Below are 23,055 nucleotides of genomic sequence, written 5' to 3' on the forward strand. Positions count from 1 at the left end.
CGCGATCGCCGCGTCTCCCGATGCTCGTCAACGAACTCGTCGAAGCCGCCGCCCAGAGGCTGCTGACCAAGACCATCGTCCGCCGCGGCTGTGTTGCCCTACTCTGCCTTCATGAGCTCGGCTACATGAGCCGCGGCGTCGAACGCCTGTTGCAGGCTCTGCCAGCGTGCCCATCGCCTCAAACGAGTTGTTCTCCGGCTGGGCCAGGACTCTCACTGGCCCCCGCCTTGGTGCGGCCGTCGACCGCCTCACCTTCGGCTGGATAGACCTCGCCTGGATCGAGCAGGGGTGGTTTCCCCAGTCTGTTGGTGACGCGTTTCGGCTCTTTTGGGGTGGATTTCTTGCGGGTGATGGCCGTGTTCCGGTTGGGTGCAGGTGCCCGCACGCTGGCCCCGTTGGCTGGGTACCGCTGTCTTGCTCTTCACCGTCATGAGGAGTTCACCGTGACGTACGAGACGAACATGCGGCTCGTCGATTTATAGACCATTTCGTTTGGCGTGATTGCGGGATGCTGGCTGTATGGCAACTCGGATTGTTGAGCGGATGGCGCCGGACGGTTTGTGGGAGTTGTTTCAGCAGGTGGTGCCGTCCGCGCCTGTCCGCCCGCAGGGGGGCGGCGCCGTTCGCTTGGGGATCGTGAAGTTCTGGCCGCGATCGTGTTCGTGGCCACGTCAGGTTGTACGTGGAACCAGTTGCCGCCCGGGTTCGGGCCGTCGGGTGTGACTGCGTTCTGGCGGTTCACCGAGTGGTCCGAGGCCCGCGTGTGGGCCAAGCTGCACCGGCTGGTCCTCGATGAACTGGGTGCTCAGGGAGAGCTGAACTGGTCGCGGTGCGCGATCGACTCCGTCAGTGACCGGAACGGGCTGCCGATCTCCCTCGGCATCTCCGCGGCCAACCTGCACGACAGTCAGGCGTTCGAGCCTCTGGTTCGTGGCATCCCGCCGATCCGCTCCCGCAAGGGGCCCCGCAGGCGGCGGCCGGACAAGCTCCACGGCGACAAGGGCTACGACTATCCCCACCTGCGGAAATGGTTACGATGCCGGGGCATCACACCCCGCATCGCTCGCCGCGGCGTCGAGAACTCCGAACGCCTGGGCCGACACCGGTGGGTCGTCGAACGCACCATCGCCTGGTTTGGCGGATGCCGACGACTCAACCGCCGGTACGAGCGCAAGCCCGAACACTTCCTCGCCTTCACCTCCCTCGCCGCCACTCTCATCTGTTACCGCCGACTGCCCAAATGAAATGCCTTGTGAGGCCACTGGGTGGCTGTACCTGTACCAACTGGGACGGATCTTGCCAATCCGTACGTCGAGCTGTCGTACGTGGAGGCTGCACGCGAGCGTCGGCGGGGTCCGCCGCAGGACTGCGTGACGACTCGGTTCGAGGACGTGGCTCCGGTGTGTCCGTTTCGCTGGTCGAAGGGGGAGCTTCAGACTGATAAATCGATCAGCCTTGAAATCAACTGCGTGAGGCGGCTTACGGCTACAAGAACGGCACCGACGCCTCCCGTCCCAACAGTCAAAGCCACCAGAAGGGTGCGGATGACAGTTCGGTTTGGTTGCGGTTGCGAGAGCTGGTTCTCCAGCTCTTCCGCAATCTCGCGCAGTTGGGCACCGTCACTCAGCGACGCTTCATACGTCACCAGAAGCTGTTTGAGTTCGTCCAGGCGCCGAGATAGTTCCTCACGTTCCTCTCCGGTACCCACGACCGTGTTTTGGCTGAACACACCGCCAGTCCGTGTGATGTTCCCCCACACGTTGGCAGCAAAACTGTGATCATGGGGCATCTGCGGAGCCTCCTTCTGGCAAGGCAGTGGGGACTGCACTGGATGATGCTGGAGCGGCGTTGCTCGGAGCTGGGGCGGGAGCGATTCCGTCCTGAGACGCGGGCGACCTCTCCGTGGACTTAGGCGTCCCCTGAAGAGCAAGCTGTTCAAGAACCTTTGGCGCAGCAACACCGATGGCGACGAAACCGACCGCTCCAGACACCTGCCCTGTCTGCGCGAATGCAGCGCCCAAACCGGCACCCAAACCCATACGGATGACCACCGAAACGAGGTACTCGGCCAATGTGAGAGGTTCCTTTCCCTTCCAAGGGAACCCCTTCGCTTGACGAATCACGGTATGTAGGTCCCAGGCCTCCACAGAACCAGCGCCCACTAACCCCCAAAGACACGCCTGCCAAAGCACCATGTGACCCGCCCCCCTTGGTCGCGCTGGGTCGCACCCGGTACCGAGTCAGCATGCCAGTAGCAGACTTCCTGGGCCAGATTGCCGCTAGGGCCTCTTCCCGGGGGCAACGGCGCACCCCCAGCCTCCCGCGCCGCCAGCTCCTCGATCAGCGACCGCACTCCTTCATGAGATTCTGCGATGACGCTGCCCCTTGCCGCCGTCCGCGGGGCAACCTCTGGGAACCAGACTCAGTTCGTTGAGACAGCGACTGAATTCACTGAGAACGGACAGGTGCTGCCGACGCGATCTCAGTGGGCAGCCAGAAGCCGTCGATCTGCCTCCAGCTGCCTGCGGATATGCACCGTTTTAGGCTGGTTGCCTGTGTAGGGTCTCGCCGGTCGTGGCATAGGTAGTGGCCCGCCGACCAGCAGCTCTTCCGCGGTCTTGGGTCGATGGCACGGCCGCTCAGTCTCACGAACGTGGAACTTCCTTGTGGTGTCCGCTTACCGGGTGTTCTTCAACCCTGGACCCTCGCGCTCCAAGAGGGGCTCAGATCTGTTGGTCGTTGCTGTGGCGGCCGAGGCTGCGGCCGAAGCGTTCGGAGATGGCCGGCATCAGGCTCTGGCCTTCGCCGGGCCGGTCCAGGCCGAAGACGTGGCCGGGGAAGTCGAGCTCTTTTTGCACTTCCCAGATCCCGTTGTGGTCTTCCGGCGGGAGGATGCGCGCTGGGTCGCCGACGGCGACCCAGCCGATCGGTACCGTCGAGTCGGCGGGCAGGACCGTGCGCAGGTGCACGATGCCGTTGATCCGTACCTCGGAGCGGGTCCCGATCCGTGCTCCGTTGAAGACGCGGCTGCCGGTGGCCAGGAAGACCTCGTCCTCGACCCGGCAGCCGGTCAGGTAGGAGGTGGGGCCCACCAGGACCTGCCGCCCCAGGACTAGCGGATCCCGTCGGGTGCCACGCAGGACCGCGTTCTCCATGACGATGCAGCCTTCGCCCAGTTCCACCGGCCCGTTCTCGGCGGTGAGCACGGCGCCGAACAGCACCCGGCACCCGGCTCCCACGCGCACGTCCCCGCACAGCGTGGCATTCGGAGCGACATAGGCGGTGGGGTGGATGGAGGGCGAACGACCCTCGTGAGTGAGAAGCATGGCCGCGATCAGCCGTCCTTTCGTATGCCTGCCAGTGTCTGCGCTATACGGTTATGAGGGCCGGGCGCCGGTCAGCGCGTCGACCAGCCGGGCGAACACGGCGCGCTGCCGGGCGGTCAGCGTGGCGTAGAGCGGCGCCTGCAGCTCGTCCGTGAGCCGCTCGGCGCGCTGCCATCGGGGGATCAGGGCGGCGGCGGCCGGACCCGGCTCGCGCCAGCCGTAGTGGGTCGCCTGCTCGACGCCGAGGTTGACGACCATCGCTTCCCGGGCGCTCAGCCCGGACAGGCGTACCGCCACGAGGTGGCAGGCGCCGCGGTGTTCGCGCAGGACGTGGATGCGCTGCATCGCCGCCCCGACCGGATCGTCGCCGGGCACGGCCTGCGCGCGCCAGCCTGCGAACAGGGGCAGCGCGTCGGCGTCGGCGGCTTCGATCAGCTGCTGCGCCAGGCAGTTGAAGTGCTCCACATCGGCGCCGGCGGGAATATGGGCGCGCCCCCACGTCCGGACAGCCTCTGCGTAACAGGCGGCGGCCTCCTCCGTCGGCATAACGGGCCGGCCGTCCCGCCAGCCGGTGGCGACGAGATCAGGGCCGAGGAACCCCTGCACCGCTTGGACGACGGCGGCCGGCGCCTCGCCGAGCACCCCGAACCGGCCGCGGCAGTAGAAGCCGCGCCCCGGGGAGAACCCAGCGCGCAGGCCGATGGCGGCGGTCGCGTCGTCGGACATGAACTCGTCACCGAAGTCGTGGACCGGCCTGGCCACGGCGGCGATGCAGTCGAAGATCTCCATGCACAGAAGGTCGCTCACCCCAACTCGGCAGGTCAAGGGGATGATTACTGATGAAATCCTTTAGGTAATCTATCGAGTCATGCTGGATATCCGCCGTCTGCACATGCTCAGGACCGTCGCTGCCCGTGGCTCCATCACCGCGGCCGCCCAGTCGCTGGCGCTGTCCGCCGGTGCCGTGTCCCAGCAGCTGGCCGCGCTGAGACACGACGTCGGGGTTGATCTCCTGCGTCCTGACGGGCGGACCGTCGCGCTCACGGAGGCGGGACGCGTCCTCCTCGAACACGCCGACCGGATCCTCGCCGCCATGGAGGAAGCCGAATGCGCCGTCGCGGCGGTCAAGGGCACGGTCGGCACCACCGCCACGCTCGCCGCGCTGCCGTCGACCATCGCCAGGATCGTGGCCCCCGCGCTTACCGCGCTGGGCACGGACCATCCGCAGCTCGCTGTGACCTGCCTCGTCACCGACCAGGCACAACTGCGCGAACTCACACTCGGCACCGTCGACATGGTGCTGGGGCAGCACTACCCCCACATGCCGCAGACCACGCCCAAGAGCATCGCGGTCTCACCGCTGCTCGACGACCCGCTGCTCGTCGTCACCGCCACCGACGGAGCCGTCAGCAGATCCGACGGACGGCCCGTCGGCCTACGTGAACTGGCCACGGACCACCTCGTCGTGCCACCGCCGACCACGGACTGCGGACAGGCCATCCTGCAAGCCTGCCAGCAGGCCGGCTTCACACCCACGCCCCGCTACGTCACCGCTGACATCGCCGCCCAGCTCACCCTCGCCCGGTCCGGCCTCGCCACCGCGCTCGCCCCCCGGACGGCCATCGACCCGGCCACGCCAGGAATCCGCGCGGCCCCCATCGAGGACAACCCGATCCAGCGCCTCCTGTTCGCCGCGACCCGCCACACCGAAACGACCAACCCGACGACCACAGCCGTCATCGCGGCGCTCCGCACAGTAGCGCGGCAGGACCGCACCACGCACCTCCCGCCGACCTGAAAACAGGACCGGACGCAACGGGCGAACAGGGCCAGGACCCCCGCCCATCGCGTCCTTGGCAGCCGCCCTGAAGACCACGGCACCAGCGCGGCGACCGCGACGGTGCCAGCCTCGCGCAGCGTCACCCAGCAGGCGAGGCACCCGCCCCGCGAATCTCGGATGGATGGCACAAGCGCCAAAGCGGCGCCATTGCGGCTGAGACTGTGCCGGGAATTTTAAGACCCGACAGTAGGTGGCCGCCCCCTGGGGGTCTGGGACGCCGTATGCCCCTCCCTGTCTGGTCCGGAGCGATCTCGTTCAGCCTGGTCACTTCTGTGAACTAGCCCTTCCCCTGCAGTGGCGTGGGCCGGCCGTGCGACAAGTTCGCCATCGCCTACCAAGGCTGCCCTCCTCCTTTCCGCCCTCTTCATCTGCATCCACGAATGACCGCGGCTCCAGACCTTGAGTTCGGTCACCACCTGTATTTGGGCCGCCTGTGCACGACCTTGTGCCCCAGGTGTCAGAGTCACTTGGCAAGATCGCGGGTATGACGAGTACCCCGACCACTCCGCCGCGGCCGTTCGACGTGACCGCTGTATTCCCTCAACTGGCTCCGCTGGCCCGCACAGCAACCCGGTTGCACCCCCGCCCCGGGTCGCCATCGCCGCAGGACAGTTCCATCGGCGGACCTCTGCTGTGGCCCACCGACGAGCCGTGGCCGCACTGCGACGGTCCTCATGTCGTGGACGGAATGAACCTGGCCCTGTCCCCAGCGGACGTGAGGCTGGAACGACTGATGCGTGCCGCCTCGCGCGGCAGAGTCTTGACCTTGCAGGAACGAGAGACCCTTGAGCGAATCCGCCCCCCGCAGGAGCTTCCGCTCCAGCTGGCTGTCGCCCCGTATGAGGGCTCCATAGCGATGCTCCCAGTCGCGCAACTGTACGCGCGGGACATCCCCGACCCGCAGACGCCCGAAGGAGCCGACCTGCTCCAGGTGCTGTGGTGCCCCTTCGACCACCCGATCATGCCCAGGACCGCGCTGTTCTGGCGGGCGGCCGCCACAGTCACCGCCATCCTCACCGCGCCCCCGGAACCACCCGCTATGCAGTTCGACGGCTATCTGCCCGAGCCGTGCCTGCTCAACCCGGAGCAGGTCACCGAATACCCCGACCACCTGGAGCTGAGCGAGGAACTCCAGGAGCAGCTCGGAAACTGGAGCGTGTGGCAGGCGGCCGACACGGGGGTGAACAGCGCCTACGCGTCATATCCGCAGGAGTTCTACGACGACGAGCTGGCCGGTGCACCCGGTTGGAAAGTCGGCGGATGGCCTCGCTGGGGCGCCACCGACCCCACCCCACGGCTCTGCCCCACCTGCAACAGCGACATGGATGCCCTCTTGACCATCGCCACGTTCGAAGCCGCCAACAACAGCAGCTGGCTCCCACACGAGGAACCCGCCGACAAACCATCCATCGGCTTCAACCACACCGCGATTCAGATAGGCAGCGGCTACGACCAGCAGCTCTACGTCTGCCCGAAGGCACCGGAGCATCCCCACGCCGAGCTGATGCACTAGCTAGTACGCAGGCCATTGTGGGTTCGGTGTGCCGTCGTCGCTCATGTGCGCCCGCTGCCAGATCTCGTTCCAGTGGAACGGGGTCTCTGGCACGAACCGGTGCCGCTGCCCGCACGGACATGGCGCCAGCACCCACGCGCATGCACGGCACAGCTCGGCCCAACCGTGCCCCGTCGAGCTCAGAAGTGGCAGGCGCTCATCCCCGCAAGCCGGGCAGCCAGGCGGCTCGGCGCCGTCCAGAATCGCGTTCTGCCGTCGGACGTACACGGGCAGCCGCAGCGGCGGGTGGCGCAACGGGTATTCGAACCAGGCACGGTTCGGGTTTTCCCACCAGCTCCGCAGCCACCACGGTCGCGGCTCTGGTACGGCCCGCCGCCCGGCCCGCTTCTCTGCCCGGCGTTGCGCGGCGTACTCCTTTGCTCGCGCGAGCCACAGCACCCGCGCTTCGTGCAGTTCCTCCACTGCCCGCACCAGCGCCTCCGGGTCCGCCTCCAGCTGCCGGGGGATCGCGGCGCTGAGCGTGAGGTGGTGGTACGTCGCCCGCAGACCGTAAGGCGCAAAAACGGTGAGGCAGGTCCGCAGCGCGCTGTGCCGCCGGAAGAGGGGGAGGTTGTCGTCGTGCACACGCGTTCGGTGGGTCAGAAAGCTGGTCATGATGCGGGCACCAGGTCCACTGCCCGTGCCAGGGCGGCGGTGACGGCGCCGGCGTGGGCCGGCAGGTGTTGTTCAGCCCAGGTCCCGGCAAGGCTGAGGAAGTCCTGCAAATCCTGCTGGGCGCCGACGAGGAGCCTGCGTACCTGGTCTACCGAAAGCTCGGTCACCAGGCTGCTGTCGTCCGTCCTGTGGGCATCGAGCGTAAGCCGGACAATGTCGTTGACGCGTTGGGCCACTGAGGATGGATCGTGCCCGAAGGAGGCGCAGCCGGTACGGTCGAGCACCTCCAGCCAGTCTCGCCAGCCCTCCAGGCCGTTACAGCAGCCAGGCTCGACGAAGACGGTGTCGGTGGCGTTGTCGGTCACCCGGAACCCGCCGGAGGCGAACAGATCAGGCAGGGGGAGCAGCCCGTGCAGGGACATGCCGAGTGGGTCGGTCGGGCACGGCCCGTGCTCGTCCTCCGGCTCGAAGTCGTTGCAGTCGGCGATCCGCATAACGGCCGTGCCGACCTCCGCCGGAGTCAGCTCCCCGTTCAGCACGAGGTAGCCACATGACTTGCGCTCGGCCACCGGGCAGAGCGCGAAGCCGTCGGCTGCGGATATCTCCAGAACGGGCTGCATCACCATCACACGGGGATGATGCCGGACCCACTACTTCGTCGCCACGGGCTTTTGGTACCGGGTGCACCGCTGGGAGGTCACCGACGACGCACCCATGGATCGGGGGACTCACCGAGGTAGCGGTCCCGGGCGGAGGGCCCGGACAGCAGCAGCTCCCCGGCGGCGTCGGTCTTGGCCGCTACTCCGGGGAGGAGCGCGCCGACCAGGTCGCCCGCGCGGGTGAAGGCGGTCTTCTCCGCCTGTTCGACAGCTGCGGCGGGGAACAGCTCGGTCAGCGCGTAGACGCCCCACGCCTCGTCGGCTCCCGCTTGCTTGACGCGGGTGAGCAGCTGGGCGCTCGCGGGGGCCGACCCGGTCCACACCCGCCCGCTGAAGCGGGCGCCCTGTGTCAGCAGCCGCCTCAGCTGCGGTGGCGTCAGATACGTGGCCTGCGGGGAGAGGCGGCGCAGTTGGCGGGACAGTACGCGTGTGGAGCGGGCGGGCAGCGCGACCGGCGCTCCGCTCGCCAGGAAGGGCAGGAGAACGAAGAAGGTGCGCCTTGACCGTCCTGCGGGCCCGCGAACTCGACACGGACAAAGCAGAAACGGATCCTCCGACCTCATCCACCTCAGCCTCGCCGAGATCAGACGCCTGACCAACCGCCTCACCCACCGCCGGCCCGTCTCCGTCGAGTACATCCTGCTGGTCCCACTGGCGCCGGAGAAGGCAATACCAAGCCCGCCTCAGCCACTACAAACGACGCGGCCACACCCCACCCGAAACTGCCCAACCGTCACACTAAAGACCGTTGCAGTACTAGGCCGGGTCGGCTGGTTACGCCGGGGACATCGAGGTGTACCACCCGGCGACGAAACCGGCCCGGCACAAGCCGTTCTACCGGATGGTAGCTCGCAACCGGGTGTGGGTCGCGCGCCGCCGCCTGCCGGCTCCGCTCATCCCCGTCTACCTGGCCGCCTGGATCCTGATCAGCATCTGGCGGTTCCGGTCCTCGGGAAATCTCGGGGTGTGGATCCGGGGGTTCGCCGAGGGGCTGCTCATGGACGCCGGGGAACGGCGGGCGATGTCGTGGCGCACGGTGTGGCGGCTGACGCGTGCCGGCCGCCCACCGATCGTCTGACCCCGGCCGGGCCCCGTCGGGTCGCGTCAGCCGACCCCTGCGATCCGTTCCCGAAGATCCCGTACCGGCGGCAAGGTCTTGTGCGAGGCCATGGTGGCGAGGAAATCCTAGAACGTCGCACGAGGACGACCGCGGCGGATCGGCGGCTGCACCAGCGACGCCAGGCTCAGGACGAGGCGCATCAGGCCGCGGTGCCTGACGCCGAAAAGCAGCACCACGCGCAGCTGCCCCGCCCCTCCTGCACCGGCATCCGATGACTCGCGGCGGTGAAGCAGGCGCCCGTGGCCGCTTTGCGTGCAGCGAGGGTCAGGGCGCGGCCGTTGGAGCAGGACACCCCTGCGCTGATCCGGCACCCCGGGTGGTACCCGGCCTGTTCGAGTAGCCAGCCGGCGCTCGCGCGCAAACAGCCGTCCGGGCCACGGTGAACGGGCCCGCCGAATCACAGGGCAGCGGCCGCTTGCGCTGGGGTGACAGTCGGTTGGGGAACACCGACCCCACCTGGCGGGAGTCTGGCACGTCGTTGGGAAGGGTGAGCCCGCGGCGATGGCATCGCCGAGGACGGCCTGAGCCGCTCAGCGGGCGGTGGCCGGGGGTGGGAGAGGGCCAGCGCGCCCGCGAGGTCCAAGTCGAGGGCGGTGACTCCCGAGTGGTTCGGGCGTCCTTGGTGACCGGCCTCGTCCCGACGGGCGCCTTCCGAGCGAGCGCGGTGGTGCCGCCACACAAACCTGACCGACCTGCCACAGCCCAGGCTCCCCAAGACGCACGTCGGCTCGTGTTCAGCCGACGTCGTGGAGCGTTAGCTGTTCATGAAGTCTTGGTCCTGCCAGCAATAATAGGGAGCAGCCCTACTCTGGCAGTAATTATGGGGGCTGCCATGATGGCGCTAGGCTGAGCATCGGCGACGAGCGCGATCCCTAAAGATATGCTCACTAAGGCGAAGAATAGCATTACGTTACCCAGGTTCCGCGCAATTTTGCGCTTCCGTGGCCCATTTTTGTTACTTCCTTTTCCCACCCCAGCCGTACCATCGCCCAATCATGATCATGATAATCACGACAGACAGCGACCCCAGGAATACAGGAATCTCCCAGCCGTCGGGGATATGCGATCCCCTTCCCGCCAGCTGCTGCATCTCTCTTCCTGCCTCTCTTGAGGGCGGGCGGCAATCCACCCGCCCCGACCAGTTCTCTTATGGCCAGGCGTCCGTGGTCGTGTCTTCTGCGAACTTACCTGCCGCGTCTCCGCCTATGGCACTCGGAGCCGCAGCCGCTGCGCCTATTGCTCCGCCACGCCAAACGCATTCGGCCCGTCGGCCGCGACACCGCTCGCCAGGCCCTAGCCGACGGCCCTGCTCGCCCTATACAAGCTCTGGTCAATTCATAGGTCGACGCCTTGGGTCGCGAACCATCAGAAGGAATGTCAGTGTTGCAGCTGATAGGAGGCCCGCGCTCCCAAGAACGATGGGGATCGCCTCTTTTGTTCGACCGCCGTTAATTACGGCAAAGAGTGATACGCCAAATACAATGACAGCGAATGCTTTGAGCTTGACCTTGTCTTTCATCCCGGCCTTCCTGGATTTACGGACATACGCCCATTATGGGATGGGAGCACGTGATCACACGGTCTCTATGATGGATGTTGTGTGACCACGTAAAACCCTCCCCTGCGGTGGCGCTTCGAGCACCACCGCAGGGAAAGCGATGCAGGTATTCTCCAGTTAGGGCCCCGGAGCGCTTGGCGCGGGGTTCTGTCCGTAGGTGAGTAGGCCTGTGTTGTAGTAACCGACTACTCCGCCTACAGCGCAGCCGCCGACACTTGCGGCACCGGTTCCCCAGGGCCCCGAACGTGCTGGCAGCTGTCGTGACTCCACTTTCCGACGCGGCACCAATACCGCCTATGCAACCCGTGGCGGCCCCCCAGATATCGTTAGCGGAGTCAACGAAATCCCCGACCTTCGAAAGAAAGGAAAGGCCCTGCGGGTCGATGCGGTTGACGGGGTCGCCATCGGCGTAGAGGCAGGGGTTCTTCTCCTGGCCGGAGGGGTCGGGCTGCGTGAAGCGGCCCAGGGCCGGGTCGTAGTAGCGGCCGCCGAGGTGGTAGAGGCCGGTGGGGTCCTTGTAGCCAGCGGCGAAGCGGTAGGGCTGGGGGATCTTCTCCGTGGTTGTGCGGTCGGCGCCTCGGGGGGTGTAGGTGTAGCTGTTGACCTTCGTGCCGGTGTCGTCGGTGAGCGCGATGACGGAGCCGAGCGCGTCGGTGAGGTAGTAGTACGAACTGGCCCCGTTCGTCATGGAGTTGAGGGTGCCCTGGGGTTCGCGGTTGAATCCCGTGTCCACGCCGCCGGTGTTGGTGCCGGCCAGGCCCAGGGGTCCGTTGTGGAAGTAGGTGTCGCCCAGGCGGATGCGCTCGCTCTGGTCGGTGGACCTCGGTCTACCCCGGAGCTCAGACGGCTCGCGAATATCGAGAGGTCACGTGCAGTGGGCTCGTCCCACCAACACCCACGAGGGATCAGTACGAGGGTGTTGACGCTCGATGGCCCCGGACACCGCCGCTCTAGCACAAGGCCTCGCAGCCGGATCTAGCAAAGGCATCCGTCCGGAACCGGCGCACGCCAACACCCCCGGCGATGGGGGCACGAAGACGTCGGGCGCCGCCTTGCTAGCCGAAGGCCTCTAGAGCACGGCGCCTACCAGACATCCGCCCTGCGTCCACGCGACCACCACCACGCACGAGCACCCGGACCGCCTGCCGCTCTGATGCAAGGCGTCGATCGCCATGCAGCGTTCAGGCATTACGGTGCGGTACTCGAACAGCACGAAGGGACTGAGGGTCTCCACTCGGTGCCGCTACAAAGGAATCAGGCAACGTTTGCCTTGTCGACGACGGCCTTCCCGGCCCGGTCCGCCGCGCAGGGAAGTGCCCACGCGGCAGACGGTCACGAGGTAAACATTGTCAGCGCGCGGGTCAGTGCGGCGTCGTATTGATCGGCGTCGAAGTGAAAAGTCGGAGGGCGCGCCTCATTGAAGGGCACCTGCCAGTCGGACCACTCCACGATCCCGCCGTGACGCTGCACGAACACGGACAGGTAGCCACAGCATCCACCCGTGCACTCGGGCGCACCCAGCTCTACACGTCGACCCTCACCGGTTGCCCACAGGGAATCATGGCCATCGACCGGCAATACCTTCTCGGCAAACGGGCCACGGCCTCCCTCTCCGATCGCGGCTGCCAGCACTTCCTCGCCATCGATCCGCAAAGACAGCTGGGCAGCCCATCGGGGGCATGGGGGCAACACGCTGATCTCAAGCCAATTGAACACCCGAGCACCCTACGGGAGTACTCGCCACCACAGTTCCGCTCCCATGGCCACAGGATGTGGCCCTCTGGCTCTCGACAGTCGACCCCAGAGGAGGCGAACGTTGCCTGACGAGGCACTAGCTCGGGTGACGCGCCCACGATCAGGTCATCGTGGCGTGTGATGATCGGGTCGCGTGGGCCAGCGCGGTCTGCGTCCGTAGAGACAAGGAGGGGCCGGGGGTGACCACCGGGGAGCAGCGCGGCTGCTGCTGAGCAGCGGCGGTGAGGCGGCGTTGGAGCTGACTGTGGAGCCCTGGGCGGATACGCATCAGATTCTCCCGAACCAGACGTGGGTCATGGTCACCCACTCGCCTGCGTTGGATGGTTCCTGGTCCGGGACTCTGCGCGTGGACGAGCCATTCCAGGTCGACCATCGGCCCGAGTCGGTCACGGTGTGGGTCAATGGTGACTGCTTCCACCTCAGCGATGCGGAGGGGAAGACGATCGACTCGGCCGACTGGAATTGCCCTGCCCAGGGTTCTTCCTCCTGACTTGGCGTCTTCAGGAGCCCCGTCAGTACGGCCTGGATGCGGGAGTCGTCGTTTATAAGGCCGCAGAAGTCCGTTGAGCTGGTCGAACTCCTCGTCGTCCACCAACGCATACTTCAGCCGGGACAGGGGAGCGGTACCCGTGCGCCTGTCGCTGAGAATCACGTCGCCAGTTCCACGGTGCTGGATGCTGATCACCTACGACGGCCCTAGGGTCGGGTGATGACCAAGCAGGCAGACGGAGCGGGGCCGTTGAGCGATCAGGAGTTCGAGCAGTTTCGTGACCTGCTGCGCCGCTACCTGGCACACGAACTGGACCAGTGGGAGCTGTTGCGGAGCGACACCCCGTACGGGACCGCCTACCTCCACATGACACGCGCACTGCCGCCCGGCACCACCGAGGAAATGTACCGTCCCATCTGACACATCACGTCCCTTCGGCCTCTCCCGCTCTGGGGCCGTCCTGCCCCTGTATAAATCCCAGGTCGCACTGTGGGCCGCCCCGCTCCTTCAGGTACTGGCCAACCGGCGGGCCCCGCGGCTTTGCTGCTTCTGGGGCGCCGGGAGCCCGCGGGGGACGCGTCGGCGTTAGGGACATCGGACAGCCCATTCCTGCATGCCCGGTAGTGGCGCCCTTTCGACTGGAGCCGCCGACCCCCGCTACGATCCCGGCACGCAGAGCGAGGCGGGGGAGTCGCCCGGTGGGCAAGTACGGTGGCAAGCCTGATCCGTCGGAGAGTGACGGGCACAAGCCCGGAGTTCGGGAGGCTGTCCGTGAGGACCGCCGGCCCGGGAATCAGCCGTGCCCGGCGAGCCGTTCGAGCTGGACCCCGAGCTGGCCTGGGGGGAGGAGGGCCGGTTCCTCGAATGGAGAGATGCGCTCGGCCGAGAGCTCTTCCCTCTCGGCGAGCTCGATGGCAGCCGATTCATTCTCGGTATCGGCGAGAACAGTGAGATCTACCTAGAGGTTGTCCCGTAACTGTTGGGGTGGTTGGTGCGTTGGTTGGGCATGGGTGGGGTAATTTCAGCTGATGATCCGAAGTGGATCGAGCCGTTCTCCGGGCTGACCGAGGCACAGTTCACGATGCTGGTGGCGCTGGTGCGACGCCGTGGTGGTGACGTTCAGCATGGTCGGCCGTGGCGGCTGCCGCTGGCCGACCGGATCCTGCTGGTGGCGACTTACTGGCGGACCAACCTGACGTTGCGGCAGGTGGCGCCGCTGTTCGGGATCTCCAAGTCGGCGGCCGACCGGGTCCTGGATCACCTCGCGCCTCTGCTGGCCCTCTCGCCGGCCCGCCGACCGCGCAAGGACACCGTCTACATCATCGACGGCACCCTGGTCCCCACCCGGGACCGCAGCATCGCGGCCTCCAGCAAGAACTATCGCTACTCGACCAACCTGCAGGTCGTCATCGATGCCAACAGCCGCCTGGTCGTGGCGATTGGCCTCCCGCTGCCGGGCAGCCGCAACGACTGCCGGGCGTTCACCGAGTCCGGCGTCGACCGGGCCTGCCGCGGTGCACCGGTCATCGCCGACGGCGGCTACCAGGGCACCGGCCTGCTCATCCCGCACCGCAGACGACGAGGTCAGAAGGAACTCAGCCTTCAGCAGGAAGCGGAGAACGCCGTGCACCGACAGGCCCGGGCCCGGGTGGAACACGCCCTGTCCCGACTCAAGAACTGGAAGATCCTCCGCGACTGCCGACTCAAAGGCAACGGCGTCCACCAAGCCATGCTCGGCATCGCCCGCCTGCACAACCTCGCCCTCAGTCAATAACTCCAACCCCATACGGGACAACCTCTAGTTGAGACGTGGGTCGCCAGCTTCGGAGTCATGCCGCACGCCCTGGAGAATCTGATCCTCGGTGTGGTGCCCCGCCAGATCGACGACGGACACGGGCGTCCTGACCGAGCGCCCTGCCGGTTCGCGCGAGGCGCTGACGGGTTGCCGCCCCGCTCCCCGCCATGGCCCAGGCGCGGCCTCAGCGACGTGCATGCCGGGGGAGGGGACCGGAACTTGACTGCGAGCTCCCAGATCGCCGCGCTGGAGCACGGGCCAGTTACCCGCCCAAGACCTTGAAGGCGTCCAAGAAGCCGCCGTCCCCCTTCCCGCCCGACACCACCATCGCACCCAAGCCAGCTCTCCGCGGCGCCCGGGCGGGTGTGACGCGGCGAACCGCCGCTGCGTGCACTGGCCGCTGGAATCCGCCCCATGGACCGCCACCACCGCGCAGCGCCGCATCGTCCACCAGCTCTGGGGATAGGGCTACCGCCCAGACCCGGCCGCGGTAGAGCACGTGATAACCGCCCTCGTCGCGCCAGCGGTGGCGGATGCGGGGCAGCGGGCAGCGTGCACCTGGCGGACGAACAGGGCCAGGCCTGCACCCTTGTTCTCAGTCACCAGCACACCCCAGCTACGCCCACCGAGCAGTCCCCGACAACGGTCGCCGACCTCCCCTTGGTCGCTACATGCGGCACTGACCACACCCGCCAACGGGACACGCCTACGGGCCGTCATTGACCTGACTGCGCCTGTGAAGCGCCCAGGCCGCAAACTCCCCTGAGGGTGCGCACAGTTGAGGGCCGGTGTCCGCTTCCCCTGCGAGATGTTGGTGCGGTACTGTCCATGGCCGTCTCATGCCCGCGGGGGGGGGGGGCAGTTCGGTTTTCCCCGTCTGTGGCCGCTGGGTGCTCCCCGCCGGCGATGGGTGAGCGGAGGCTGCCGGTCCCTGCCGGGCTGGGTCCTCGCGCCTGCGCTCCGGTCGCGCGCGCCCATATCGAGTCGCCCCGGTGGTGAAGACCGCCGTCGCCCAGGCGTAGGTGTTGCTGGCCGGTGCGCTGCAGCAGGCATACAGGCCAGCGCCCTGCACGTCCAGCCGCTGAGGGCTCCGTACGTCACCCGCATCCGCAGCTGGCCGTGGGCGAGCGTGGAGCGGTCTCAGTCGCGTTGGCAGGATGGTGTGGCGCGTAGCAGGGGCGGGTTGAGTACCCATGCCTGTCCGCGGCGGTAGAGGGCGGCTGGACGGCCGGTGGGAGGCAGCCACTGGTCACCCGTCGGTTGCACGAATCCTGGGGTGTTGAGGATTCTGCGGCGGAAGTTGCTGGGGTCCAGTTGCTGGCCCCAGATGACCTGGTACACCGTGCGCAGGTCGGTGAGGGTGAATGTCTCGCCGCAGAAGGCGGTCGCCGCTGCGGTGTACTCGATCTTCCGGCGGACCTCTTCCAGGGCTTCGGTCAGGATTGCCTGATGGTCGAACGCCAGGGTGAGCGTGCCGTCTTCCACGTGTGCCGCGGGTGCCCAGAATGCGCGTGCGGCGTCGGTTCCGCCGACGGGGACCGGCAGGTCGGGACCGAGTGCGAGGTAGGCGACCGTCACCACTCTGCCTCGCGGGTCGCGTCCTGGGTCGGCGTAGGCGCCGAGCTGCTCCAGGTGCAGTCGGCTGCCGTCGATGCCGGCCTCTTCCGCCAGCTCGCGCAGAGCGCCCTCGTGCAGGGTCTCGTTCTTTTGTACGTAGCCTCCGGGCATCGCGGGCATGCCCTGGAAGGGGTCCAGGCCGCGCTCGATGAGGAGCACCATCAGCTGGTCGTCTCTCAGGGTGAAGATCGCGAGGTCTACGGTCAGCCAGGAGGGTCCGACCTCGTCCGAGTCTTTCAGCCAGTCGTCCACCGCACCCCTAAAGGTCTCATTGACTTAAAGTCCGCCGACACTTATGGTCGCATCAACCATAACTGTAGGAGCCGGGGGTAGGACATGACCACGTCCGACGCGCCACCTGCACAGGAGACAACGCCCGAACTCACGGCCGCCACACGTCATCTGTGTGCCGGCGTGTATGTGGACGAACGCTTCCGCGACCTGGTGATCGACGAAGTCTGCACCGCGCCGCACCGCAGGGTCGCTCCGTCCTACGGTTTCGACATCGTCCCGGTCATGCATCACGCATGGCGGGCCGCTGCGCTCAGGGCCTTCCCCCGTGTCACGGTCCTCGCCGCGATAGCCGGTCCCCTGCTCACCGGGAGCACTCCCGTGGCCGTCCTCATCGCCAGTGGTTTCGGCCTGCTCTTGCTGCTGCGTCTGGCGGTAGTGCTGCGAGGCGTCGACAGCCAGTCGATGGCGGGCAGCAGGTCCCGGCGTCGCGTTCCGGACCCCTTACGGGCTCACCGTTTTCTCCTCAAATTTCTCCTCCCGCGTTTGACCACGCCCAAAGCGCGCGTAGTCAAACGGGTCACCGCGGCCGCGATATGGCTGGTCCTGACCATCCTGACCACCAGCTTCCTGTATCCCCGCCAGGCACTGGCGGCCCTCTGGCTGGCCGGGGCGCTCACGCTGGTCTACCTGGCCGTCGGAGCCGTACGCCAGCTGATCCTCAACCGCATACTGCGCACCCCTGTCCTGCGCCCCTCCCGCCTGTCCGGCCGCCAGCGGGCAGCCGACCGCCAGCAGCATCACATGTGCGCCGTGTACCGCCGCTCCCGGCATGCCGACGACGAGGACGATGACCTGACCATGTTCACGCTCTTCGGGGATGAATCACCGTTCATCGGAGCCGGCGAACTCGTCTACCAGTGGAACCCGCCGATGAGCATCCAGCTGCTGCGGGCAGAATCCGACGACGAGCCACTGCAGGAGCGTGAGCACGCGGTGCCGCCCTTCAGGGCGCACGAACTCGTCGAATACTTAAGCGAAGCAGTGCTGCCGCTGAACGCCGACAGCCACGACGTCCGGCTGCCCGCCGAGGTCCGCGACCGTGTCTACGTCGCCGAGACCGATGTCGCCGCCGATCGGTCGCTGCTTCCCCATCACTTCACGCGCAGTGAACTGCGCTCCATCATCGACACGCCGGAATCGAAGCAGCACCACTTCCTCGAGATCATCACGCCCGCCGACGGTTCCGAATTCGTTGCGACCGTCCTGCTGCACATCAGCCTGCAGGGACGCACCCTGTCTCTGTCGACGGCAGCATGCGTACTCGCCCACACACCGCGCTCATTCCAGCGTGCCGAAGAGTTCGGCCATCACGGCGCTGCGGCCGTCATCTGGTCAGCCTTAAACGAACTGAGCGCGCTGCCTGCCGACATCCAGCACTCATGGCGAGTCCTGCGGTACCTCTACACCCTGGCCAAGGCCGCCATCCTGCCCCGCGACCTCACCACGACTCCCATCCGCAACGTCCTGATTGGCAGCCGCGTGAGCATACGGCAAGAATCGTCCCAGACCTGGACCAAGGTCCAACTGGAAAAGAGCGACATCCTCGGACGTCTGAAAACCATAGAGCAGCGCCTTCTCAGCGCGGCCAGCGACTTCCTGCAGAGCCGGGACGTCGACACATCCGTGTTCAACGACCGCGCCCTCAAGATCATCAACAGTGGAATCTTCAACTTCGGCGACAACAACAGCTTCACCAACAACGCCGTGGGAGACGCAGCTCAGGTCAGCGTCCCCGCGAACCAGCCCGCACCGGCCGACAACGGAGCAGCCACATGACCACCAACAAAGGCCTCATCAACCGCGGCAACAACAACACCTACAACACCATCGCCATCGGAGAGAAGGCCCACGCCTCTACGACCAGCGCCCTGCCGTCCGCCGAGCCCGCCCTCGAGGCAGACGTCCCGTACGACCTCGGGATCGTCACCATCCTCAGCGAGGAACTCCGCTCCGTCAGCGACGCGTTAACACTCCACCGCCACAAGACACCCAGCGGCCTCTACTTCTACCGGGGCGAACGCACCGTCTCCGACGCCACGTTGCGCATCGTGGCCATACAGACCCAAAGTCAGGGCCAACGTTCCACCATGGCCGCCCTGGAACACCTGCGCCGCCACTACAACCCCCGGCTGTGGGCCCTCGTCGGCATCGCTGGAGGCATCCACGACGACCACGCCCGCATCGGCAACGTCATCGTCTCCACCGACGTCGTCTACTACGAAAACCGCAAGATCAATCCGCAGGGAGACATCCGCCGCCGCGGAGAACACCGGCAGGCGCCGGCGCACATCGTCCACGCCGTGAACGCCTACTTCACCGACCACGGCACCCCGGCACACATCAACGGCCAGATGACCGCACACGCCGACGAGCATTACGCGGTCTACCCCGGAGTCATCGGATCCGGCGAGGCCGTCATCGCCGACCGGACCAGCGACATCCGCACCTACCTCACCACCTACCACGAAAAGGTCCTCGCCGTGGACATGGAAGCCGGCGGCCTCAGCCAGTACTGGCAGGAGAACTCCGTCCACGGCACAACCAACCCCGGCTGGATCGTCATCCGCGGCATATCCGATAACGCAGACCAACACAAGGGCCACAGTCACCACGAACTCGCGAGCCGCAACGCCGCCCACGTCCTCAGCCGCCTGCTCCCTTACCTCTGCTGACCCAGACCCAACCACCGGCACCACCACAAGGAGCACTCCCACGACCGGAGCCTCATCATGAACGCCTTCCTGCTCGGCATCCTCAGCTCCCTGGCCACCAGCACCCTCCTCCTCACCCTCAGCCTCCTGCGCGCCGCACGCCCCCTGTGGTGGCTCACCGCCGCCTGTTCCTGGTTCACCGGCACAGGCCTTCACCGCGTCTACCGACGCCAAGCCTCCGCAGAACACGCCATGAGCCAGGACCTCCTCCACGCCCAGTGGATCAAAGTCATGGCAGGACGCGGCAACATCCTCACCCGCGAAACCTTCGCCCCCCTGTGGTCCGGCACAACCTCACCGGCCTCCGTCCAGATCCTGCTCCCTGACCCCGACACCCCACACGATTCCTGGCTCGACCGCCGCTCCCACCATGTCGCCCACTTCGACCCAGGCTTCACCGCTGACCTCCTCAGAAGCCAGGTCCGGGCCAACATCGACTACCTCACCCAAGCCGCGCACACGCAACCCGGCATCCGGCTGCGCCGCTACAACCTCCCCCACACCTGCCGCGTCATCGCCACCGACAAGGCTGCCTACCTCACCTTCTACAGCGACAACGCCCACGGCAGGAACTCGCCCTGCCTGTATGCACGGGCACCAGGCCTCCTCTACACCATCGCCCTCCAGCAATTCGACACCACATGGGCAAACAGCACCGAAGCACGTGTGTAGATAGAACCGTCCGATGTCAATTACGCAGCCCGGTAAAGGGCTTGGCGCCGTGCCGGATTTCTGCCTGCACGCCTTCTTACGGGTGGTGTGTGACAGCGGGCGAAAACAGGCTTGTTTGATCCCGGCGGGATCCGGCTCCCGGCGCACCATGAACGCACTCAGCCTGACGCACCGCCTCGTCGAGGCCACCGGCACGAAAGCGCCCGAGGCCTTGAGCTGGATCGAGAAGGCTCGCCCATGGCTCTGAAGCAGTACACCCATGCCGACGCAACAGACGTCCGCACCCTGCTCCTCGATCTGCACGACGAGGTGTACGCGGCCGACCCGGACTCGCTCCACTCGCGTGAGCGCTTCGCGTACTTCGTGGACCTGTGGGCGGCGCGCGCGGACTGACTGTGTGTCTCACGGTGGGAAGACGGGGGCCGTCGGGTACGCCTACGGCTCACCGCTTCAAGCCAGGTGGCTGGTGGAAGGGGGCGGGCGGGCGGCGCCAGGGGGTACGCGGCCGGATTTTCGCCCTGTTGGAGCTGATGGTTCTGCCCGTCTGGCAGGGCACCGTCCGGGCCCGGCAGATCCACGACGCACTCATCCGGTCGGTCGACGTGGACTTCGTGCCGCTCCTCGTGGACACCACCCATCCCAAGGTGCAGGCCCTGTACGAGTCATGGGGTTATGCGAAACGGGACGAAGCAAAGCCGTCCGAGGACTCCCCGGTGTGCGCGGTCATGGTAGGGGCCGCGTGCAGGGCGCGTCCCGAGATGCAGGCCTCTGTGAGCTCGCCGGGGAGATCCGGTCAGCCGGCGTCGCCGTCACCCTCGTCGATGCTGCGAGACACGGCGAGCAGACGACCTGACCACTCAAGATCATCACGTGGCCCTTCAATGCACTGATCCGCCTTCGGTGAACCAGCGCTGACCCAGGCGGGCACGGGCTGCGCCAGCTGCCGGCCCGCATACCGCGTTGGCTGCTGTCGGCGTACTGCTGCGAGTGGCTCCACCAAGTGCGGAGATACGTGGGCCAGCAGGGAGGCTGTGGGGCAGTCGCGTCATCGTGTGGGCATGGCGGTGGCAGGAGGGTGAACCTCCAGGATGACAGCGGTGCCGGCGACGGTTCGGTCCTCGTGCATGGTGATCTGCTGGCCAGTCTGGACGTGCGTCCAGTGGGCGGGAGTGAGAGGCACGAGGCGAACCGTGGCTCGTCCGCCGGGCTCCAGAATGGGCACGTTCTCAATCCAGAGGAAGGCCATGCTGACCGCACGTGCACCGTTGGGTGAGAGGTGTCCGATGTCCCACATCGGTCGCAGAACACCGGAGTGGATAGGCGTCGTGCGTCGCGTCTCGGCGGGAGCACGGAGCGTCAGATCCGCCCGGATCAAACCGTTACGGATCTCGGAGCACCGCCAATGGCACCAGGCCGCGCTCCGCTCCATCCGGAGCTGCTCAGCCGCTTCGGCGAGCTTCTCCCAGAACGCCAGAGGGAGCGCGCGAGCGTCCCCGAGTTCCTCCAGCAGGCCAAGGGCGATCTCCCACTCGTCGTGGACGAGGTAGTCCCAGATGTCTCGCACCGTGATGTCGTTCTCGGTGGCGGTATCTTCCGGAACCAGCAGGGAAGCTGATTCGAGCAGCTCAGGGACGTCCATGCCCTCATTGTCGACCAGATGAACGATGTGTCTGCACCTTCCTGGTCGTATTCGATGGCGGCGCGCCGGTCCTTGAGCCGATAGCGGGTGGGGTTGGCCGGTCTGATGGCCAGCGCCGAGCTCAGGCCGCGAACGCCCACGCGCCGTTCCTGTGTCGAGCACGGCGAAGCGCGCACCGGGCTCGCCGCAGTCATCTCCAGGTTTCCCTCGACTCCGCCCGGGCCAGCGGGGGGATCAAGGCCCGCGTGAGGATCCTGGCTTCCCCGTCGCCCGTTCACCCGGCGGACCACGCCGGGTGCGCGGGGTGCCTCGTCTCCGGCCTCATGACGTCCACGAGGACTCGGCCGCTGTGCCTAGCCCGTCTCAGCAGCACTGCCCGGCTCGGCTGGCTCAATGGCGGACTCGCCGGTGGGCATGACTGTCTTCACTGGGGTCGCTGGCCGCAGGGAGGCGACTGCTGATTCCTCTGCTCCGGAAAGGATCCGCTTTACCCGGCCTCCTCCCCATGGCGGTACAAAAAAGTACCACTACGATGTGGAGGACCGACAGGAGGGCATGGACGACAATGGAGCTCCTGCGGATGAGCGACCAGACAACGGCGATGGAGCAAGACATGGCGCGCGAGATCATCCCGCGTGATCACCTGGCTTCCGGGACCTGGCCGACCGGACCGCTGACCGCCGACGCCCCACCCGGCGCCCGCCTTGGACACGCGATCTCGGGGGCTCTCGCCACAGCCATGCAGGAGCAGGGCGTCAGCAGCCGGGAACTCGCGCGCCGCGCCGGGCTCACCCACCCGACGGTGGTCCGTGTCCTGGAGGTGCAGCGCCTTCCGTCCACGCATACGCTTTTGCTGCTGGAGACGGCGCTGGGCACTCCGTTGTGGCCCGCTACCCTCTACCGGGACAGCCCCGGCAACTGACCTGCCCTGGCCCCCATACAGCAGAGCAGACCAACAGCGAGCCCCGGCTGCGGGAACCTGCCACGAGCGGACGCACCCACGGCAGCGGTCCTGCGCTGCGTCTTGGCGCGCAGCGTGAACGGGCAGGGCCGCCACGACGAGGCACTGGCCCAGGTCCGACACCTCACCTCGCCGGACAGCGCCAGCATCGAAGCGGTGGACATCCATGCAGCCGAAGCCCTGCACAGCCCGGGCCGCCGCGCCGAAGCGAAAGCCACCGCCCGCCAAGCGCTCACCACCTGCGAACGGTCCCTCCAACCAGCCCACCCCCGCACCCAGGACGCCCGCAGACCGCTCACCCGGATCACGACCGAAGACCCAGAAGGATCACCTGCCTCCCCGGACCAGCGGCCTTACGGGCGCATCCAGTCGGGCAGTGCGGTCATGGCTTCGCCGTAGCGGCGCGTCGGGTCCGGAAGGCGGCGCGCGGCGGGGCTGTCCTACTCGGCCG

24 protein-coding genes and 1 pseudogene are annotated in these 23,055 nt (G+C 66.9%); 14 read left to right on the plus strand and 11 right to left on the minus strand.

Annotated elements, in window-relative coordinates; translation table 11 throughout:
- Positions 1–23: 23 nt before the first annotated feature.
- Together AC069K_RS30710 and AC069K_RS30715 are read left to right on the plus strand one after the other, a co-directional pair.
- Positions 24–259, plus strand: a pseudogene (locus AC069K_RS30710) (IS21-like element helper ATPase IstB); the annotation flags it as partial.
- A 260-nt stretch (positions 260–519) separates the two neighbouring features.
- A protein-coding gene (locus AC069K_RS30715; protein ID WP_478621761.1) for an IS5 family transposase occupies positions 520–1,244 on the plus strand; the annotation gives its coding sequence in 2 pieces (ribosomal slippage) (positions 520–619 and positions 619–1,244; 726 coding nt in all).
- Positions 1,245–1,432: 188 nt separating this feature from the next.
- Here AC069K_RS30715 and AC069K_RS30720 read toward each other — a convergent pair.
- From AC069K_RS30720 to AC069K_RS30730, 3 genes are all read right to left on the minus strand, one after another.
- On the minus strand, positions 1,433–1,789 hold the full coding sequence (locus AC069K_RS30720) for a hypothetical protein (protein WP_478621763.1): 357 nt from the start codon (positions 1,787–1,789) through the stop codon (positions 1,433–1,435).
- A 934-nt stretch (positions 1,790–2,723) separates the two neighbouring features.
- On the minus strand, positions 2,724–3,326 hold the full coding sequence (locus AC069K_RS30725; RefSeq protein WP_478621764.1) for a gamma carbonic anhydrase family protein: 603 nt from the start codon (positions 3,324–3,326) through the stop codon (positions 2,724–2,726).
- Between the two features lie 51 nt (positions 3,327–3,377).
- Positions 3,378–4,115, minus strand: a complete 738-nt coding sequence (locus AC069K_RS30730) for an SCO6745 family protein (protein WP_478621766.1) — start codon at positions 4,113–4,115, stop codon at positions 3,378–3,380.
- A 79-nt stretch (positions 4,116–4,194) separates the two neighbouring features.
- Here AC069K_RS30730 and AC069K_RS30735 point away from each other — a divergent pair, with 79 nt between their 5' ends.
- Both AC069K_RS30735 and AC069K_RS30740 read left to right on the plus strand, forming a co-directional pair.
- Entirely contained in the window at positions 4,195–5,124 is a 930-nt protein-coding gene (locus AC069K_RS30735; protein ID WP_478621768.1) for a LysR substrate-binding domain-containing protein, read from the plus strand.
- Between the two features lie 898 nt (positions 5,125–6,022).
- Positions 6,023–6,679 carry a non-ribosomal peptide synthetase gene (locus AC069K_RS30740; RefSeq protein ID WP_478621770.1) on the plus strand — a complete coding sequence of 219 codons (657 nt, stop codon included), beginning with the start codon at positions 6,023–6,025 and terminating at the stop codon, positions 6,677–6,679.
- Here the strand turns inward: AC069K_RS30740 and AC069K_RS30745 are convergent, their stop codons facing one another.
- The 3 genes from AC069K_RS30745 to AC069K_RS30755 form a co-directional block, all read right to left on the minus strand.
- Positions 6,680–7,333 carry a hypothetical protein gene (locus tag AC069K_RS30745; protein WP_478621772.1) on the minus strand — a complete coding sequence of 218 codons (654 nt, stop codon included), beginning with the start codon at positions 7,331–7,333 and terminating at the stop codon, positions 6,680–6,682.
- Positions 7,330–7,959 (minus strand): hypothetical protein, encoded by a 630-nt coding sequence (locus tag AC069K_RS30750; protein WP_478621810.1) that lies wholly within the window; start codon positions 7,957–7,959, stop codon positions 7,330–7,332. Before AC069K_RS30750 ends, AC069K_RS30745 begins: the two co-directional genes overlap by 4 nt.
- Positions 7,960–8,030: 71 nt before the next feature.
- Entirely contained in the window at positions 8,031–8,534 is a 504-nt protein-coding gene (locus AC069K_RS30755) for an AMP-binding protein (RefSeq protein WP_478621812.1), read from the minus strand.
- A 299-nt stretch (positions 8,535–8,833) separates the two neighbouring features.
- On the opposite strand from AC069K_RS30755, the gene AC069K_RS30760 reads away from it, so the two are divergent.
- Positions 8,834–9,070: a hypothetical protein gene (locus AC069K_RS30760; protein WP_478621774.1), complete on the plus strand. Its 237-nt coding sequence runs from the start codon at positions 8,834–8,836 to the stop codon at positions 9,068–9,070.
- Positions 9,071–10,442: 1,372 nt separating this feature from the next.
- On the opposite strand, the gene AC069K_RS30765 is transcribed toward AC069K_RS30760, so the two are convergent.
- The 3 genes from AC069K_RS30765 to AC069K_RS30775 all read right to left on the minus strand — a co-directional run bounded on the left by AC069K_RS30765 (position 10,443) and on the right by AC069K_RS30775 (position 12,386).
- A complete protein-coding gene (locus AC069K_RS30765) occupies positions 10,443–10,631 on the minus strand; it encodes a hypothetical protein (RefSeq protein WP_478621776.1) in 189 nt (62 codons plus the stop codon).
- Positions 10,632–10,647: 16 nt separating this feature from the next.
- On the minus strand, positions 10,648–11,403 hold the full coding sequence (locus AC069K_RS30770) for an RHS repeat-associated core domain-containing protein (protein WP_478621778.1): 756 nt from the start codon (positions 11,401–11,403) through the stop codon (positions 10,648–10,650).
- A 599-nt stretch (positions 11,404–12,002) separates the two neighbouring features.
- Positions 12,003–12,386 carry a hypothetical protein gene (locus AC069K_RS30775; protein WP_478621780.1) on the minus strand — a complete coding sequence of 128 codons (384 nt, stop codon included), beginning with the start codon at positions 12,384–12,386 and terminating at the stop codon, positions 12,003–12,005.
- Between the two features lie 748 nt (positions 12,387–13,134).
- Between AC069K_RS30775 and AC069K_RS30780 the strand changes: the two genes are divergently transcribed.
- The 3 genes from AC069K_RS30780 to AC069K_RS30790 all read left to right on the plus strand — a co-directional run bounded on the left by AC069K_RS30780 (position 13,135) and on the right by AC069K_RS30790 (position 14,689).
- Positions 13,135–13,335 (plus strand): hypothetical protein, encoded by a 201-nt coding sequence (locus tag AC069K_RS30780; protein ID WP_358833906.1) that lies wholly within the window; start codon positions 13,135–13,137, stop codon positions 13,333–13,335.
- A 379-nt stretch (positions 13,336–13,714) separates the two neighbouring features.
- Entirely contained in the window at positions 13,715–13,891 is a 177-nt protein-coding gene (locus AC069K_RS30785) for a hypothetical protein (RefSeq protein ID WP_478621782.1), read from the plus strand.
- A gap of 30 nt (positions 13,892–13,921) precedes the next feature.
- Positions 13,922–14,689: a transposase gene (locus AC069K_RS30790; protein ID WP_478621784.1), complete on the plus strand. Its 768-nt coding sequence runs from the start codon at positions 13,922–13,924 to the stop codon at positions 14,687–14,689.
- Positions 14,690–15,850: 1,161 nt separating this feature from the next.
- On the opposite strand, the gene AC069K_RS30795 is transcribed toward AC069K_RS30790, so the two are convergent.
- Entirely contained in the window at positions 15,851–16,579 is a 729-nt protein-coding gene (locus AC069K_RS30795) for an NUDIX hydrolase (RefSeq protein WP_478621786.1), read from the minus strand.
- Between the two features lie 84 nt (positions 16,580–16,663).
- On the opposite strand from AC069K_RS30795, the gene AC069K_RS30800 reads away from it, so the two are divergent.
- From AC069K_RS30800 to AC069K_RS30820, 5 genes are read left to right on the plus strand one after another with little or no spacing between them, the layout of a single operon-like run.
- Positions 16,664–18,397, plus strand: coding sequence for a hypothetical protein (locus AC069K_RS30800; RefSeq protein WP_478621788.1), 1,734 nt, complete (start codon positions 16,664–16,666; stop codon positions 18,395–18,397).
- Positions 18,394–19,293 (plus strand): 5'-methylthioadenosine/S-adenosylhomocysteine nucleosidase family protein, encoded by a 900-nt coding sequence (locus AC069K_RS30805; protein ID WP_478621790.1) that lies wholly within the window; start codon positions 18,394–18,396, stop codon positions 19,291–19,293. Before AC069K_RS30800 ends, AC069K_RS30805 begins: the two co-directional genes overlap by 4 nt.
- A gap of 57 nt (positions 19,294–19,350) precedes the next feature.
- On the plus strand, positions 19,351–20,004 hold the full coding sequence (locus AC069K_RS30810; RefSeq protein ID WP_478621792.1) for a hypothetical protein: 654 nt from the start codon (positions 19,351–19,353) through the stop codon (positions 20,002–20,004).
- A gap of 13 nt (positions 20,005–20,017) precedes the next feature.
- Positions 20,018–20,251, plus strand: coding sequence for a hypothetical protein (locus AC069K_RS30815; protein ID WP_478621794.1), 234 nt, complete (start codon positions 20,018–20,020; stop codon positions 20,249–20,251).
- The gene (locus tag AC069K_RS30820) at positions 20,242–20,397 is read left to right on the plus strand and encodes a hypothetical protein (protein WP_478621796.1); all 156 of its coding nucleotides are present in this window, start codon (positions 20,242–20,244) and stop codon (positions 20,395–20,397) included. Before AC069K_RS30815 ends, AC069K_RS30820 begins: the two co-directional genes overlap by 10 nt.
- A 652-nt stretch (positions 20,398–21,049) precedes the next feature.
- On the opposite strand, the gene AC069K_RS30825 is transcribed toward AC069K_RS30820, so the two are convergent.
- Positions 21,050–21,643: a hypothetical protein gene (locus tag AC069K_RS30825; RefSeq protein WP_478621798.1), complete on the minus strand. Its 594-nt coding sequence runs from the start codon at positions 21,641–21,643 to the stop codon at positions 21,050–21,052.
- 580 nt (positions 21,644–22,223) lie between these two features.
- On the opposite strand from AC069K_RS30825, the gene AC069K_RS30830 reads away from it, so the two are divergent.
- A complete protein-coding gene (locus AC069K_RS30830; RefSeq protein ID WP_478621800.1) occupies positions 22,224–22,565 on the plus strand; it encodes a helix-turn-helix domain-containing protein in 342 nt (113 codons plus the stop codon).
- The last annotated feature ends 490 nt before the right edge of the window (positions 22,566–23,055 follow it).

It is taken from the genome of Streptomyces sp. NPDC043908, assembly GCF_056435525.1.

Coding starts and splice junctions, on each gene's coding strand:
- AC069K_RS30720 (WP_478621763.1), bottom strand. CDS start 1,789: ATGCCCCATGATCACAGTTTTGCTGCCAACGTGTGGGGGAACATCACA.
- AC069K_RS30725 (WP_478621764.1), bottom strand. CDS start 3,326: ATGCTTCTCACTCACGAGGGTCGTTCGCCCTCCATCCACCCCACCGCC.
- AC069K_RS30730 (WP_478621766.1), bottom strand. CDS start 4,115: ATGGAGATCTTCGACTGCATCGCCGCCGTGGCCAGGCCGGTCCACGAC.
- AC069K_RS30735 (WP_478621768.1), top strand. CDS start 4,195: ATGCTGGATATCCGCCGTCTGCACATGCTCAGGACCGTCGCTGCCCGT.
- AC069K_RS30740 (WP_478621770.1), top strand. CDS start 6,023: ATGCTCCCAGTCGCGCAACTGTACGCGCGGGACATCCCCGACCCGCAG.
- AC069K_RS30745 (WP_478621772.1), bottom strand. CDS start 7,333: ATGACCAGCTTTCTGACCCACCGAACGCGTGTGCACGACGACAACCTC.
- AC069K_RS30750 (WP_478621810.1), bottom strand. CDS start 7,959: ATGGTGATGCAGCCCGTTCTGGAGATATCCGCAGCCGACGGCTTCGCG.
- AC069K_RS30760 (WP_478621774.1), top strand. CDS start 8,834: ATGGTAGCTCGCAACCGGGTGTGGGTCGCGCGCCGCCGCCTGCCGGCT.
- AC069K_RS30765 (WP_478621776.1), bottom strand. CDS start 10,631: ATGAAAGACAAGGTCAAGCTCAAAGCATTCGCTGTCATTGTATTTGGC.
- AC069K_RS30780 (WP_358833906.1), top strand. CDS start 13,135: ATGACCAAGCAGGCAGACGGAGCGGGGCCGTTGAGCGATCAGGAGTTC.
- AC069K_RS30790 (WP_478621784.1), top strand. CDS start 13,922: ATGGGTGGGGTAATTTCAGCTGATGATCCGAAGTGGATCGAGCCGTTC.
- AC069K_RS30800 (WP_478621788.1), top strand. CDS start 16,664: ATGACCACGTCCGACGCGCCACCTGCACAGGAGACAACGCCCGAACTC.
- AC069K_RS30805 (WP_478621790.1), top strand. CDS start 18,394: ATGACCACCAACAAAGGCCTCATCAACCGCGGCAACAACAACACCTAC.
- AC069K_RS30810 (WP_478621792.1), top strand. CDS start 19,351: ATGAACGCCTTCCTGCTCGGCATCCTCAGCTCCCTGGCCACCAGCACC.
- AC069K_RS30815 (WP_478621794.1), top strand. CDS start 20,018: ATGTCAATTACGCAGCCCGGTAAAGGGCTTGGCGCCGTGCCGGATTTC.
- AC069K_RS30820 (WP_478621796.1), top strand. CDS start 20,242: ATGGCTCTGAAGCAGTACACCCATGCCGACGCAACAGACGTCCGCACC.
- AC069K_RS30825 (WP_478621798.1), bottom strand. CDS start 21,643: ATGGACGTCCCTGAGCTGCTCGAATCAGCTTCCCTGCTGGTTCCGGAA.
- AC069K_RS30830 (WP_478621800.1), top strand. CDS start 22,224: ATGAGCGACCAGACAACGGCGATGGAGCAAGACATGGCGCGCGAGATC.